The following is a 13753-nucleotide window of genomic DNA, read 5'->3' on the forward strand; positions in this document are numbered from 1 at the left end:
ACTAGCGGTGCTAATTAACGGGGTGCCGCTGCCACCCGCCCGGTCAGGAGTCCAGTCGTGCGTCCCGTCCACTTCGCGGCCGCCCGCCGCACCCCCATCGGCAAACTGCGCGGAGCCCTGTCGTCCGTCCGCCCCGACGACCTCGCCGCCGCCGTGATCCGGGGCATCGTCGCCGACGTCCCCGCGCTGGACCCCGCGCGCGTCGACGACGTCTACTGGGGCGCCGCCAACCAGGCCGGCGAGGACAACCGCAACGTGGCCCGGATGGCGGCCCTGCTGGCCGGACTGCCCGACTCGGTGCCCGGCGCCACCGTGAACCGTCTGTGCGCGTCCGGCCTCGAGGCGGTCACGACGGCCGCCCGGACCATCGCGGCGGGCGAGGCCGACATCGTGCTCGCCGGCGGCTCCGAGTCCATGAGCCGCGCCCCCTTCGTCCTGCCCCGCCCCGACGAGGCGCTGCCCCACCGCATCGAGACCGTCGACACCCGCCTCGGCTGGCGGCTGGTCAACCCGGCCATGAAGGACCTGCACGGCCTGCTGTCCATGGGCGAGACCGCCGAGGAGGTCGCCCGGCGCCACGGCGTCTCCCGCGAGCGCCAGGACGAGTTCGCGCTCCGCAGCCACCAGCGGGCCGCCGAGGCCCGTAAGAACGGGCACTTCGACGACGAGATCCTGCCCGTGGAGCGCCCCGACGGCGTGGTCGTCGACAGCGACGAGTGCATCCGCGAGGACACCTCCTACGAGAAGCTGTCCCGGCTCAAGCCCGTCTTCCGCGCGGACGGCACGGTCACCGCCGGCAACGCCTCCCCGATGAACGACGGGGCCGCCGGACTCCTCCTGGTCAGCGAGGAGGCGCTGAACGACCTCGGCCTGGAGTCCCTCGGCCGCTATGTCGCGGGCGGCTCGGCCGGCGTCCACCCCGACGTCATGGGCATCGGCCCGGTCCCCGCCACCCGCAAGGTCCTCGACCGGGCCGGCTGGACCGTCGCCGACGTCCAGGAGGCCGAGTTCAACGAGGCGTTCGCCGCACAGGCCCTGGCCAGCGTCGACGCCCTCGGCATCGACCCCGACCTGGTCAACGCGAGCGGCGGCGCCATCGCCCTCGGGCACCCGCTGGGCTGCTCCGGCGCCCGGATCCTGACCACCCTCCTGCACCGGATGCGCCGCACCGGCGCCGAACGCGGCCTCGCCACGATGTGCGTCGGCGTCGGCCAGGGCAGCGCGGTACTGGTCGAACGGCACTGAGCCGGCCCGGCGCGCCCCGCCGGTGATCTCCCCGCCGGCGGTCTCCCAGCAGGCGAGACGGACTACCAGGACCTGATGTCCGCACATACCATCGGTCCCCGCATGGACACGATGACGCTGTGGCACATCACCGGCTGGGAGTTCGCCGCCCTCGCCGGCGCGGCCCTCCTGGTCGGCTTCTCCAAGACCGCCGTGAGCGGCGCCAACACGGTCAGTCTGGCGATCTTCGCCGCCGTACTGCCCGCCCGCGCCTCCACCGGGGTCCTGCTGCCGATCCTGATCGCCGGTGACGTGCTCGCCGTCCTCACCTATCGGCGGCACGCCCACTGGCCCACGCTGTGGCGCCTGTTCCCGGCGGTCGCGGCCGGCGTCGTGTGCGGCACGCTGTTCCTGGTGTGGGCCGACGACGGCGCCGTCCGCACCTCGATCGGCGCGATCCTGCTGATGATGGCGGCCGTGACCGTGTGGCGCCGCCGAGCGGCCGAGCGGGAGGCCGACCCGGACGCCGTCATCACCCGCTCCGGTCGCCTCAAGGCCCGCTCCTACGGTGTCCTCGGCGGCTTCACCACGATGGTCGCCAACGCGGGCGGCCCGGTGATGTCGATGTATCTGCTGTCGGCCGGCTTCCGCAAGCTCGGCTTCCTCGGCACCTCCGCCTTCTTCTTCCTGATCGTCAACACCTCCAAGGTGCCGTTCAGTGCCGGGCTCGGCCTGATCGACGGCTCCTCGCTGCTGCTCGACGCCGCGCTGGTGCTGTTCGTCGTCCCCGGCGCGCTGCTCGGCACCTGGGCCGTCGGCCGGATCAACCAGCGGCTGTTCGAACAGCTGGTGATCGCGGCGACGGTCGTGGGCGGGCTCCAACTGCTGCTGCGCTGACGCCCGCCGCCCTCGCGCCCAGGGGACAGGAGGCTCAGGGCGCGATCCCGACCCCTTCGACCCTGCTCCAGGCCCGCTCCTGAGCGGCCGTCATGGCCGGCCACCGCAGACCGCCCGGACGCGGCTCCACCCGCGAGGCGTACGGCCCGGGGCGGAACGCCGGATCGTAGAAGCAGCCCGTGCCGTACGTCCGGTCGAACGCCGCGCACGACGCCGCCAGGGACCGGGGCGTCGGCCGGTGCCCCGTACGCACCCAGGTGTCCAGCGCCGTGACCGAGGTGGCGTACTCGGCGTCGCTGAGCGCGCTGTGCTCGTGCTCCCGCGTGAACGACTGCACCAGCCACCGGTCCCGTCCGGCGCCTCGCAGCGTGTCCCGGTACGCCGCCTCGTGCTCCACGAACGCCGTCGGGTCGTCGATCGCGTGCATCGTCAGCACCGGCACCCCGACCCGCCCGGTCAGATCGCTGTCGTACGACAGATCGCGTACGGCCGTCGGGTCGGGGGAGAAGCGCTCCACGCCGGCGTTCAGCGCCGCGTCGTCGTGCGAACCGGAGTACCGCACCCCCTGGTTCCCGAACGGGTTACGGCCGCCGAGGCGCTCGTGCACGATGTCGCGGAACGTGAAGGTCGCGAACCGCAGATGGGACTCCAGCGTGCGCTCCGGGACGCCGGTGACCGCGAGGATGTCGTCGAGGTTGCGCTGCTGGAGCGCGCTGCGCTCGGCCGGCGCGGAGGCGTAGCCGGTGCACTCCTGGAGCCGGGCGCGCAGCCCCGCCGACGTCATGGTCGACCCGGCCCGCAGCCCCTGCCACAGCGGGTACTGCGGCTCGGTCGGGCGTGGGTGGTTGCCGCAGTAGTACTGGTAGACGACGCGCAGGTCGACCCGGTAGTCGTAGCCGCGCGACCCGCCGCCGAGGACGCCGTTGGTGAGGAGCGCCCCGTCGTAGGCACCGCCCCGGCGGCCGTACGTCTCCACGACCTTCGCGGCGACGTCGCCACCCCACGACTGGCCGTGCACGAAGGTGCGCCGGGGCCGCCCGAACTCCCCGACGAACACCTTCCTCACGCTCTCCGTGTCGGCGGCCGCCATCCGCGTCCCGTACCCGCCCCGCCGGTACGACGAGCCCGCCCAGGCGTACCCCTCCTTCACCATCACCGACCAGCGGCCCAGGTCGTCCAGGCTGCGCGCCGGGTCGGACTCCGCGCCGAGGTCGGGGCCGCCGTGCGCGTGCACCACCAGCGAGCCGTTCCAGTCGGTGGGCACCGCGAGGGCGTAGTAGGCGCCGTTCGCGTCCCGGCCGGTGTAGCAGTCGGCCCGCCCGGCGAGTTGGTCCGGGCAGGCGGCGCGCACCGGCGCGGCGGTCTCCCCGCGCGCCTGGGAGGCCCCGGCCAGCAGCCCGGCGGCGAGCGTCCCCGCCAGTACGGCGGCCAGCGTGGTGCGCCGGGCGGCCGTCACCGGGACCGGGACCGATCTGCGGATCACTGCCTGCGTTCTCGTCGTCCAGTCCAAGACGCTGCTCCTCGCCTTCGCGTTCGCCCTTGTCCTCGGCCACGCTGACGCGTCGTCGAGCCGTGCGCGGCGATGCTAGGGAGCGGGAGGACGCGCCCACCACGGTCCGGCCGTTGTGTTCATAGTGTTCGTCCGACGTCAGGGCGCCGACACACCTTGGACGCCCACCTCGTACGCTCGCCACATGTCCCCGCGCCACATCCTTCTCCTCGGCGGCACCACCGAGGCGCGTGAACTCGCCGCGGTGCTCGCGGCGCACCCCGGCGTGCGCGTCACCACCTCGCTCGCCGGACGCGTGTCCCGCCCCGGCGCGGTCGCGGGGGACGTACGCGTCGGGGGCTTCGGCGGCGCAGAGGGCCTGGCGGCGTGGCTGCGCGCCGAGGAGGTGGACACGGTGGTCGACGCCACGCACCCCTTCGCCGCGTCGATCACCGCGAACGCGGTCCGCGCCGCGCGGGCCACGGGCGTCCCGGCCGTCGTCCTGCGCCGCCCCGGCTGGCGCCCCGAGCCCGGCGACCGCTGGCGCGAGGCCGCCTCACTCGCCGAGGCCGCCGCGCTTCTGCCGGGTCTCGGGCACCGGGTCCTGCTGACGACCGGCCGCATCGGCCTGGCCGCCTTCGCCCACCTCGACGGTCAGCGGTTCGTCGTCCGCTGCGTCGAACCGCCCGAGCCGCCCATGCCCCCGCACACCGAAGTGCTGCTGGCACGCGGCCCGTTCACGGTGTCCGGTGAGACGGAGCTGCTGCGCGACCACCGCATCGACGTACTCGTCACCAAGGACAGCGGCGGCGCGGCGACCGCGCCCAAACTCACGGCCGCCCGCCGGCTGGGCCTCCCCGTGGTGGTCGTACGCCGCCCCGCGCTCCCGGAGGGAGTGGAGGCGGTACCGGCCGTGAGGGGCGTCCTGGAACGGCTCGGCCTGGCCGACCGGACCGTGTGACCGTCACCTGGTCAGCGTCTCGAAGCCCGCGGCGGCACAGTAGGCGACGGCCTCGCCCTCGGCGTGCGTGTCGCCGCGGACCGCCATGACGGTGACGTCGAGCATGCTCCCGTCGTCACCGGCGCCCTCGTACGCGGCACTGGGCAACTGCCGCGCGGCGCTGACGACCGCATCCCCGTCCGGGACGGCATCGGACTCGGCGCCCTCCTCGGTGGCGGAGTTCCTGGCGCGCTGCCAGGAGCCCAGCTCCCTGCAGTAGTTCTCCTGCCACGCCCGGTCCATCTCTGAGGCACCAGAGTCTCCGGAGTCGCCGAAGCCGTCGGAGCCGTCCGACGAGCAGCCGCTCACCAGCGCGGCGACCACGACCGCCCCCGCGACCCTTCGCACGATCCGTCCGCCGCGCACGCCACCGTGCTCCATGTACATGCCCCCCACTCGACCCGATCCGACCGGATCGCGCCGGCCGCCCCGCGCTACCGCTCCCGCGGGTTCCTGCGCAGCAGATAGGTGTCCATGATCCACCCCTTGCGCTCCCGGGCCTCCGCCCGCAGCCGCTCGATACGGGGCGCCGCCTCGGCGATCGGGCCCGAGACCAGGATTTCGTCGGGCGTCCCCAGGTACGCGCCCCAGTAGATGTCGAGGTCCTCGTCGGCGTACTGCCGGAAGCGCTGATGCGCGTCGAGCATGACGACCACGTCGTCCACCCCGTCCGGGAACCCCTCGGCCAGCCGCCGCCCCGTGGTGATCTGCACGGGCCGCGCGACCCGGTTCAGGCCGGTGCGGTGGCGGGCGGCCAGCGAGGAGACGCTGCTGATGCCGGGGATGACGTCGTAGGCGAAGGCGACCGTCCCGGACGCCAGCACCTCCTCCAGGATCGCGAGCGTGCTGTCGTACAGCGCGGGGTCGCCCCACACCAGGAAGGCGCCCGTCTCGTCCTCGCCCAGCTCCTCGGCGATGAGCCGTGCGTAGATCCCGGCCCGCGCGCTACGCCAGTCGCCGACCGCGGGGGAGTAGGCGGCGCCCCCGGCTGAGCGGTCCCGGTCGGGGTCCCGCGCCTCGACGATCCGGTACGTCCCCTCCGGCACGTGCGCGTCCAGCATGTCCCGGCGCAACCCCGTGAGGTCCGACTTCACCTCGCCCTTGTCGAGGATGAAGAACACGTCCGTATCGCGGAGCGCCCGGACCGCCTGCAGCGTCAGCTGCTCCGGGTCGCCCGCGCCGATGCCGATCACATGAATGGTTCGCACGCCCCGAGTCTGCCGCACCTGTCCGAGGGCCCGGACACCGCGTCCCAGGCGGCCCGATCGGTGTGCTGTCCCGCCCTACACGGACCCCCGCAACCGAGGCGCCCGCGCCCCCGCGTCCACGGGCCCGCCGTCCCGTTCCACCTCGTCCGCCAGCTGCCGGGCCCACGCCGTCAGGGCGCCCGGGTCCATGCCGTACGGCCGGGGCTCCCCGGTCACCGCCGTCCACTCCTCCACGGCGCCGGCGCCGCGCCGCAGCAGACGGGCGCCGCCGGTGGTGTTGCCGCGTGCCGTGTGCGTGAGGCCCACCGCGAGCTGGGCCAGCCCCCGCCACAGGGCCCGCTCCTCCTCGGGGCCCGACTTCCAGGCGTCCTCGAACACCTCGTGGGCGTGGAACGGCTTCCCCGCGTCCAGCAGCTCCTGCGCCTCGGCGACGGTCTCCGCCGGGGTGCGCACGACCCCCTCGGGCTGCCGGTCGACCCCGTCCGCGCCGTACGGCAGCGGCCGCCCCAGCCCGTCCCGTGGCCGGGCGTTGCGCGCCCGCCCCTCAGGGTCCCGATCCCGTTCCCCGGCCTGTCCTCGTTCCGACGATGTGCTGCCCATGCACCCGATTGTCCCTCCCCGCCCGTACGACACGGACGCCCGCTTCGGCGTCGGGACGGAGTGGGGTAAAGTGCTGTCCGCCCGATCGCGCGGTACGCCGTGCGGCAGGCACCGGGACGTGGCGCAGCTTGGTAGCGCACTTGACTGGGGGTCAAGGGGTCGCAGGTTCAAATCCTGTCGTCCCGACGGTTTCGATCAGCGGGTCTCGCCGTACGCGGCGGGCCCGCTGATCGCGTTCCGGCGGCATGAGCGGTGTGGCGGCGCGGGCCGGGCCGGGATGGTGGAATCGCCCCATGACCAACTCGCTCAGTCCCCCGGCCGGTGCCCGATGACCGCCGGCATCGACACCCCCGACCGCCGCGGCCGCACCGGGCTCGACCGGGCCGGCCGGGACCTCACCGGCAATCCCCGGGTCCGGGTCCGCGATGTGCAGCTGCTGTCCAGCCACTGGTACGTCGAGCGCACCACCACCTTCGACTTCCAGCACGCCGACGGCACCTGGACCACCCAGCAGCGCGAGACCCACGACCGGGGCAACGGGGCCACGATGCTGCTGTACGACGCCGCGCGCGAAACCGTCCTCCTCACTCGCCAGTTCCGCTTCCCCGTCTACGTCAACGGCCACCCGGACGGCATGCTGGTCGAGACCCCCGGCGGCTTGCTCGACGAGGACGACGAGCACCCGGAGATCGCCGTGCGCCGCGAGGTGGTCGAGGAGACCGGGCACACCATCGGCGCCGTCCAGCATGTCTTCGACGTGTACATGAGCCCCGGCTCGGTCACCGAACGCGTCAGCTTCTACGCCGCCGAGTACGGCCCGTCGACCCGCACCCACGAGGGCGGCGGCCTGGAGGAGGAGGGCGAGGACATCGAGATCGTCGAACTGCCCTTCCGGCGTGCCCTGGAGATGATCCGCACCGGGGAGATCGCCGACGCCAAGACGATCATGCTGCTGCAATGGGCGGCCCTGGAGGGGCCGTTCGCGAAGTGACCACCCGGCCCCCGCGTCCCGGCCCGCCCTGCTGACCGGCCGGGCCGGGGGTACGCTCCGAAGAGGAGCCGAAGGAGAGTGGCATGCCTTTGTTCCCGACCGAGGGGTCTGTGCGGACGACCCCGGAAGGTCTCCTGTGGGAGCCCAGTGACCGCTGGGTCCGCGGCCGCAAGGGCGAGGTCACGGTCGTCGACAGCAGGCACCCGGTCCTGGTCTGGGAGCCGGACGTCCCCGTCCCGTGCTACAGCTTCCCGCGCGAGGAGGTCCGCACCGACCTCCTGCAGCCGGCCCGCAACCCCACCCCCGGCCGCCACACCGGGTCGCAGATCTTCTACGACCTCCTGACCGGCGGCGAAGTCCTGGAGAACGCGGCCTGGACGTTCCCCGCCGCCGACCTCGCCGGGCACATCTCCTTCGAGTGGTTCTGGCGCCGGGGCAGCGGACTCGACCACTGGTACGAGGAGGAGGAAGAGATCTTCATCCACCCGCGCGACCCGCACAAACGCGTGGACGCCCTCCCCAGCAGCCGCCATGTCCGGGTCGAGATCGACGGGACGGTAGTCGCCGACACCCGGCGCCCGGTGCTGCTCTTCGAGACCGGGCTGCCCACGCGCTACTACCTGCCGCGCGAGGACGTCCGCCTCGACCTCTTCGAACCGACCGACCACAGCACCGGATGCCCGTACAAGGGCACGGCCGAGTACTGGACCTGGCGCGGCGAGGGCGAGGTCCCCCGGAACATCCTGTGGAGCTACCCCGACCCGCTGGCCCCCGCGGCCGCCGTGAAGGGGCTGCTGGCGTTCTACAACGAAGCGGTCGACATCACCCTGGACGGCGAACGCCTCCAGCGGCCCCGGACGCCGTTCAGCGACACGCTGACCCCGTCCCGGACCCGCTAGGAGAGGCCCCGCCGGCCGGCCGAGAGGGGGCCGGATGACGCTCACCCGGACGCTGCGGGGCGTGCTGCCCCTGCGCCCCGCGGGACTGCTGACCCGCCCCGCCGACACCCGGCGGGCGCTGGCCCTGGCGGACTCGCTCGGCGCCGACGGGGCCCGCGCCGCCCGCCGGACCTTCTCCGACCTGCTCGTGTTCGAGCTCGACGGCGATCCGCCCGCCCTGGTGAAACACCCGCGCAGTGCACGGGCGACGGACTCGCTCACGGACGAGTGCGCCACCGTCCGGAGCCTGGCCGCGGACGAGCGCCTCGGCGACTGGCGGCGGCTGCTGCCCGCGTTGCACCTGTGCCGGCTGGACGGGCCGCGTCCCTCGCTCGTGGTGGAGAGCCGCCTGCCCGGCGTCGCGGCCGACACCCTGCTGCGGCGCTCACCGTGGCTGGCCCGCCCGGTCGCACTGTCCGCGCTCGAGGAGATCCGCCGGCTGCACCGGGTGACCGGACACGCCGGGCAGGCCACGGACCGGTTCGCCGACTGGGTCGACAGCCGGGTGGCCGTGCTCGCCGACGAGATCCCCTGGTGCGGCCGGGGCCGGGGCGCCGACGCCCTCGGCGCCCTGCGGGACCGCCTGGCCCACGACCTCGCCGGCCGCCGTCTGCTCGTCGGCTGGACCCACGGCGACTTCCACCCCGGGAACGTGCTGACGGACCGGCGCGGGACGGTGTGCGGGCTCATCGACTGGGCGGGCGCCGTCCCCGACGGGCCGTGCGTGCTCGACTGCCACACCTTCGTCCTGACCCTGCGGCACCAGCGGGAGCGCCGGCAGTTCGGGCACGTCGTCGCCGACGTCGTCCGCGCGGGATGCCTGCCGCCCGGGGACCGGACACTGCTCGCCGAGGCCGGCGCGCTCGGTCCGGATCCGCGCGGACAGGTCGCGCTCACCCTGCTGACCTGGCTCTGGCACGTCGCGGGCAACGCGCGCAAGTCGGCCCGCTACGGCCGCAGCCGGCGCTGGGTCGCCGACAACGTGGTGCCCGTGCTCGACGAGGTGGCCGCCCGCGCCACGCCCTGACGTCCGTCCGAGAGGAGGCCGACGTGCACACCCGCTCCGGTGTCCAAACCGGCCCGGCCCGTGTCACCACCCCCGTCCCTCGGGACCTGTGGTGGGAGGTGGCGGCCGGGGACCCGGACTGCCGCGTCACCCAGACACCCACCTGGCTCGACTGCCTGTGCGCCGAGGGCCACCACCGGGACGCCGGCCGGCTCTACGAGTTCGACGACGGCACCCGGGTCGTCCTCCCGCTGACCGGCACCCACCGGCCCGGGCCGCTCGACGCCCTGGAGTCCTGGCCGGGCGGCTGGGGGATCGGGGGGCCCGTGGTCCAGGGCGACGCCGGGCCCGGCACGGCACGGGCGGTCTACGCCGACCTCCTCCGCGAGCCCGCGTTCCGGGTGGGCCTGCGCCTGCGCCCCGGCGACGGTGACATATGGGCGGCGGCGGCCCCCGCCGCGTTCCGCACCCGACCGCACACCACCCAGGTCGTGGACCTCACCGGCGGCATCGACGCCGTACGGCGGGGCTACCACAGCCAGGTGCGCCGGGACGTCCGCCGGGCCGAACGGATGGACGTCGAGGTGGAGGTGGACCGCACCGGCCGACTCGCACCCGTCTTCCACGGGTTGTACGAGAAGTCGATCGAACGCTGGGCCGGCCGGCAGCACGAGCCGCTGGCGCTGGCCCGGTTGCGCAGACGACGGGACTTCCCCGAAAGCCGGCTCGCCACGGTGGCGGAACGGCTGGGGGAGTCCTGCGCCATCTGGGTGGCCTGGTACCAGGGGATGCCCTGCGCGTCGATCGTCGTCCTGCGGCACGCGCGCCACGCCAAGTACTGGCGTGGCGCCATGGACCGCGAGCTCGCCCACCCCTGCCGGGCCAACGCCCTGCTGCACCACCTCGCCATCGAGGACGCGTGCGCGGCGGGCTGCGACCGGTACGACATGGGGGACTCCGCCCCCGGGTCCTCGCTCGCCCACTACAAGGCGAACTTCGGGGCGGCGAGCCTGAGCAGCCCCCGGTGCCTGCGGGAGCGGCTGCCGCTGTCCGCCGCCGAGCACGCGCTGCGGGAGACGGTGAAACGGGTCATCCGCTTCCAGGACGCCTGAGGCCGCTCGGCCCGCGTCCCGGCTGCTCAGTCCGCGTCCTTCCAGATGTCGAGGGGCTTGGCGTCGGCGCTGTGCCCGAGCGGGTCGAGGCCGTACGCGTCCAGGATCGTCCGCAACAGGCCGTACAGGTTGTTCGGCTGGTCGTGGTCGCCCGGCTCGACCTGCTCGCCGACCACGACGGTCGGGATCTGGTTGTCCTCGTCGCCGCCGCCCTCGTCCTCGTCCCAGGTGACCACGAGAAGGCTGTTGTGGGTCTTCGCCCAGCGGGCGTAGTCGCCGAGGTTGTCCCGCAGCCAGGTGTCGGCCCGGCGGACGCTCCCGTCGTGCATGTCGTTGTCGAGGTTCGGCACCACGAAGGACACCGTCGGCAGCTTGGAGTAGTCCGTCGGGAAGTCCGTGAAGGGCCGGTTGACGGACGCGGGCAGGCTGGTGAAGTTCACCCAGGGGTTGTGCCGGCGTACGTACGCGCCGCTGGTGCAGCCGCGGTAGCCCACCTCCGGCAGGTCCTCCGCGTAGCCCGTGAAGGTCAGGTCCGCCTGGAGCAGCTCCGAGCCGAGGCTGCGGCCCGGGAAGTCGTGCGGGCAGTCGTTGTTCTTGACGCCCTGCGTCGAGCCCGAGAACAGGGCGATGTAGTTCGGCTGGCTCGGATAGGTCATGGCGAAGAACTGGGTGAGGTTGGCTCCCTCACGGGCCAGTTGGTTGAGGTACGGCGCCTGCGCGGAGCCGATGATGCTCTCGTAGCTGCGGTTCTCCTCGATGACCACCACCACGTGGTCCGGCCGGGGGACACCGCCGCTGTCGTCGTCGGAGCCGCCGCAGCCCGCGGCCAGCACGGCCAGCGCGGCGGACCCGGCGACGAGGGTCCTGGTACGGCCGCCCGGCCGGACGGACGGCCTCACTCGTGGTCTCACAGCGCTCCTTCCGGACGGGGGACGGCTGCGATGGGAGACGGCCGGTGCGCGCGTCCCCACCTCTCAGCCGTCGCACGCTGCCGGGTACATCAAACGGAACTATCCTGATTTCTAGCACTAATGCCTCAAAGAGGCGGCGTGAGTCGCTGTGCGGGAGGCGTCCCGATGGGCAGGCGTTCGACGCTGACGAACGACCGGACGGCGCCGCACTCCAGCGTCGCGGCGCGTCTGTCCGGTGGCTCAACGGCCGCCCGAACAGTCTCTCCGCGCTCCAAGACGCTGCACTGGGCGGCCCGCGTCCCCCTGCCCGTCGCCCTTCTGCTGTGGCTGCTCTCCCTGCGCGGGGTGCGGCTGGACCGGATGGACGACCTGGGGCTGCTCCAGGTGCTGCCCGTGCTGTTCTGGGTCGCTTTGGGCCTGCTCGTCACGGGCTTCTGCGTCGCCCTGTCCGACCGGCGCACACCGGGGGGCTGGTTCGCGGCCTATGTGCTGGGGCTCATCGCCGTCCTGCACGCCACGCCCTGTCTGCTGTATCCCACGCTCCGGTACGGCTGGGCGTGGAAACACGTCGCCGTCGTCGACGCGATGATCCGCAACGACGGCCGGGTGCCCGGCGCCGAGCAACTCGACGTCTACGACCAGTGGCCGGGCTTCTTCCACCTCAACGCCCTGGTGGTGCAGGCGACGGGACTGGAGTCCGCCCTCGGGTACGCCGTGTGGGCCCCGCCGGTCCTCAACGCCCTGATGCTCGCGCCCCTGCTGCTGGCCTATCGCGCGGTGACGCGGGACCGGAGGCTGATCTGGGGGGCCGTCTGGGTCTACTACTCGTGTTCCTGGGTGGGGCAGGACTACTTCGCGCCCCAGGCGTTCGCCTTCCTGCTCTTCGTGACGATGATCGCGCTGGTCCTGCGGCAGCTGCCGTCGGCGGCGGACCGCTCCGCGCAACCCGCCGCCGCGGGCTGGCCACTCGGCCGGCTCGCGGCCGTCGTGCTGATCCAGGCCGCGATCGTCTGCTCCCACCCACTGACCCCTCTCATGATGGTCACCGCGCTCGTGGCGCTGTCGATCCCGCGCCGCAACCGGCGGGTGGCGGTCCCCGTGCTGGGTTCGGCCGTCCTGCTCACCGTCCTGTGGGACACCACCGTCGCGCGGCCGTATGTGTTCGGCCATCTCGGTGAGTTCGTGAACGCGCTGACCGAGCCGGACTCCAACGTGGCCTCCGGCCTCGCCGCCCTGGGCGACGCCGCGCCGGGGCAGATCCTGGTGTCCTGGATCGACCGCGGGCTGTCCGCCGCCGTCTTCCTGCTGGCGGCCGTCGCCTTCGTGGCCCGCCCCTGGACCCGGCGCACCGGTATGCCGCTGCTCGTCCTGGCCCCGCTGCCCGTCCTCGCGGCCAACGCCTACGGCGGCGAGATGATCTTCCGCGCCTATCTGTTCGCGCTGCCCGCCGCGGCGTTCATGGTGGCCGCCCTGCTGTTCCGCTGGGACCGCCGGCCCCGTCTGCGGGCGCTGGCCGTCTGGCCGGTGCTGCTCGCCATGCTCGGGGGACTGCTGTTCGGCTACTACGGCAAGGAGTCGGCGAACAGCTTCACGAAGGACGAGGTGGCGGCGGCCCACTTCATCACGGCGACCACCCCGCCCGGATCGCTGATCGTCACGCTGACCTCGGACGTCCCCGGCCTGGACACGAACTACGACCTCCACCCCCGTATCCAGCTGAACGAGCAGGACACCGACGACCTGAGAGAGGTGGCCGAGAACCCGCTGCGCGGTCTGGAGCCGTTCATCGAGGGCGCCACCGTGCTCGAACCGGCGTACATCCTGCTGAGCCGCGCCCAGGAGGCCGAGCTGTACCTCAACGGGACCCTGCCCGCCGACACGATGCGGCGGCTCTCCCGACAGATGTCGGAGACCTGGGGCTTCGTGCCCGTGTACCGCAACGAGGACGCCGTGGTCTACCGCTACCAGAACCCGGACAACTGGGAACAGCCATGACGGTGTTGCGTGCGCGGGTGGCGCGGAGCGTCGAGGGACGGTGGGTGCGGCTCGGTCTCGCGCTCTCCGGGTGGGTCGCCCTGGCCGTGGCCGCCGCAGCGCCGGACGGGTCCGTGATACGGGTCTTCGTCACCACGGCGTTCCTGTTCCTGGGCCCCGGTGCCGCGGCCGTGCGCTGGACCCGGCTCGCGTCGCGGTCCGACGCGGGCTGGCCCGCGCTCCTGGAGACCTGTCTGCTGACCCTCGTGCTCAGCGCGTGCCTGACCGTCGTCGTCACCGTGGCCCTGTATCTCATCGGTGTGTTCACCATGATCCGGGCGCTGATCGCCCTGGCCGCCGTCACCTCCCTCCTGGCGCTGCTGCCCGGGGATCGGCGGTAGGG

Annotated in this window: 14 protein-coding genes and 1 tRNA gene; 10 read left to right on the forward strand and 5 right to left on the reverse strand. The window is 73.4% G+C overall.

The annotated features are described in order from the left end of the window. Positions 1 to 57 precede the first annotated feature (57 nt). Positions 58 to 1245 carry a thiolase family protein gene (locus KBY32_RS01310; RefSeq protein WP_055619112.1) on the forward strand — a complete coding sequence of 396 codons (1188 nt, stop codon included), beginning with the start codon at positions 58 to 60 and terminating at the stop codon, positions 1243 to 1245. Positions 1246 to 1347: 102 nt separating this feature from the next. Further along, positions 1348 to 2121, forward strand: coding sequence for a sulfite exporter TauE/SafE family protein (locus KBY32_RS01315; protein ID WP_210978498.1), 774 nt, complete (start codon positions 1348 to 1350; stop codon positions 2119 to 2121). A gap of 34 nt (positions 2122 to 2155) precedes the next feature. On the opposite strand, the gene KBY32_RS01320 is transcribed toward KBY32_RS01315, so the two are convergent. After that, positions 2156 to 3604 carry a hypothetical protein gene (locus KBY32_RS01320; protein ID WP_210978863.1) on the reverse strand — a complete coding sequence of 483 codons (1449 nt, stop codon included), beginning with the start codon at positions 3602 to 3604 and terminating at the stop codon, positions 2156 to 2158. Between the two features lie 211 nt (positions 3605 to 3815). Between KBY32_RS01320 and KBY32_RS01325 the strand changes: the two genes are divergently transcribed. Next, positions 3816 to 4571: a cobalt-precorrin-6A reductase gene (locus KBY32_RS01325; protein ID WP_210978499.1), complete on the forward strand. Its 756-nt coding sequence runs from the start codon at positions 3816 to 3818 to the stop codon at positions 4569 to 4571. A gap of 3 nt (positions 4572 to 4574) precedes the next feature. On the opposite strand, the gene KBY32_RS01330 is transcribed toward KBY32_RS01325, so the two are convergent. The 3 genes from KBY32_RS01330 to KBY32_RS01340 all read right to left on the reverse strand — a co-directional run bounded on the left by KBY32_RS01330 (position 4575) and on the right by KBY32_RS01340 (position 6418). Then, positions 4575 to 4997, reverse strand: a complete 423-nt coding sequence (locus tag KBY32_RS01330; RefSeq protein WP_210978500.1) for a hypothetical protein — start codon at positions 4995 to 4997, stop codon at positions 4575 to 4577. Between the two features lie 47 nt (positions 4998 to 5044). Next, positions 5045 to 5818: a precorrin-6A synthase (deacetylating) gene (gene cobF, locus KBY32_RS01335; protein WP_055619107.1), complete on the reverse strand. Its 774-nt coding sequence runs from the start codon at positions 5816 to 5818 to the stop codon at positions 5045 to 5047. 75 nt (positions 5819 to 5893) lie between these two features. Then, on the reverse strand, positions 5894 to 6418 hold the full coding sequence (locus tag KBY32_RS01340; protein ID WP_210978501.1) for a DUF309 domain-containing protein: 525 nt from the start codon (positions 6416 to 6418) through the stop codon (positions 5894 to 5896). A gap of 112 nt (positions 6419 to 6530) precedes the next feature. Here KBY32_RS01340 and KBY32_RS01345 point away from each other — a divergent pair. The 5 genes from KBY32_RS01345 (at position 6531) to KBY32_RS35195 (ending at position 10465) form a co-directional block, all read left to right on the forward strand. Continuing rightward, positions 6531 to 6604 (forward strand) — tRNA-Pro (locus KBY32_RS01345). Positions 6605 to 6746: 142 nt separating this feature from the next. After that, entirely contained in the window at positions 6747 to 7409 is a 663-nt protein-coding gene (locus tag KBY32_RS01350) for an NUDIX domain-containing protein (protein ID WP_115507282.1), read from the forward strand. A gap of 83 nt (positions 7410 to 7492) precedes the next feature. After that, the gene (locus tag KBY32_RS01355) at positions 7493 to 8308 is read left to right on the forward strand and encodes a DUF427 domain-containing protein (RefSeq protein WP_210978502.1); all 816 of its coding nucleotides are present in this window, start codon (positions 7493 to 7495) and stop codon (positions 8306 to 8308) included. A gap of 34 nt (positions 8309 to 8342) precedes the next feature. Then, positions 8343 to 9374: a phosphotransferase family protein gene (locus KBY32_RS01360; RefSeq protein WP_210978503.1), complete on the forward strand. Its 1032-nt coding sequence runs from the start codon at positions 8343 to 8345 to the stop codon at positions 9372 to 9374. 23 nt (positions 9375 to 9397) lie between these two features. Beyond that, complete coding sequence (locus KBY32_RS35195) at positions 9398 to 10465, forward strand: GNAT family N-acetyltransferase (protein ID WP_210978504.1); 1068 nt, start codon at positions 9398 to 9400, stop codon at positions 10463 to 10465. Positions 10466 to 10491: 26 nt separating this feature from the next. Here the strand turns inward: KBY32_RS35195 and KBY32_RS01370 are convergent, their stop codons facing one another. Beyond that, positions 10492 to 11376, reverse strand: coding sequence for an alkaline phosphatase family protein (locus tag KBY32_RS01370; RefSeq protein ID WP_308293642.1), 885 nt, complete (start codon positions 11374 to 11376; stop codon positions 10492 to 10494). A gap of 165 nt (positions 11377 to 11541) precedes the next feature. On the opposite strand from KBY32_RS01370, the gene KBY32_RS01375 reads away from it, so the two are divergent. Both KBY32_RS01375 and KBY32_RS01380 read left to right on the forward strand, forming a co-directional pair. Then, positions 11542 to 13371 carry a glycosyltransferase gene (locus tag KBY32_RS01375; protein ID WP_210978505.1) on the forward strand — a complete coding sequence of 610 codons (1830 nt, stop codon included), beginning with the start codon at positions 11542 to 11544 and terminating at the stop codon, positions 13369 to 13371. Then, positions 13368 to 13751, forward strand: coding sequence for a hypothetical protein (locus KBY32_RS01380; protein ID WP_055619099.1), 384 nt, complete (start codon positions 13368 to 13370; stop codon positions 13749 to 13751). Before KBY32_RS01375 ends, KBY32_RS01380 begins: the two co-directional genes overlap by 4 nt. Positions 13752 to 13753: the final 2 nt, after the last annotated feature.

The sequence above is a fragment of the Streptomyces sp. RK62 genome (assembly GCF_018070255.1).
Lineage (GTDB): Bacteria > Actinomycetota > Actinomycetes > Streptomycetales > Streptomycetaceae > Streptomyces > Streptomyces nigra.

Coding starts and splice junctions, on each gene's coding strand:
- KBY32_RS01315 (WP_210978498.1), top strand. CDS start 1,348: ATGGACACGATGACGCTGTGGCACATCACCGGCTGGGAGTTCGCCGCC.
- KBY32_RS01325 (WP_210978499.1), top strand. CDS start 3,816: ATGTCCCCGCGCCACATCCTTCTCCTCGGCGGCACCACCGAGGCGCGT.
- KBY32_RS01330 (WP_210978500.1), bottom strand. CDS start 4,997: ATGTACATGGAGCACGGTGGCGTGCGCGGCGGACGGATCGTGCGAAGG.
- KBY32_RS01340 (WP_210978501.1), bottom strand. CDS start 6,418: ATGGGCAGCACATCGTCGGAACGAGGACAGGCCGGGGAACGGGATCGG.
- KBY32_RS01350 (WP_115507282.1), top strand. CDS start 6,747: ATGACCGCCGGCATCGACACCCCCGACCGCCGCGGCCGCACCGGGCTC.
- KBY32_RS01355 (WP_210978502.1), top strand. CDS start 7,493: ATGCCTTTGTTCCCGACCGAGGGGTCTGTGCGGACGACCCCGGAAGGT.
- KBY32_RS01360 (WP_210978503.1), top strand. CDS start 8,343: ATGACGCTCACCCGGACGCTGCGGGGCGTGCTGCCCCTGCGCCCCGCG.
- KBY32_RS01375 (WP_210978505.1), top strand. CDS start 11,542: ATGGGCAGGCGTTCGACGCTGACGAACGACCGGACGGCGCCGCACTCC.
- KBY32_RS01380 (WP_055619099.1), top strand. CDS start 13,368: ATGACGGTGTTGCGTGCGCGGGTGGCGCGGAGCGTCGAGGGACGGTGG.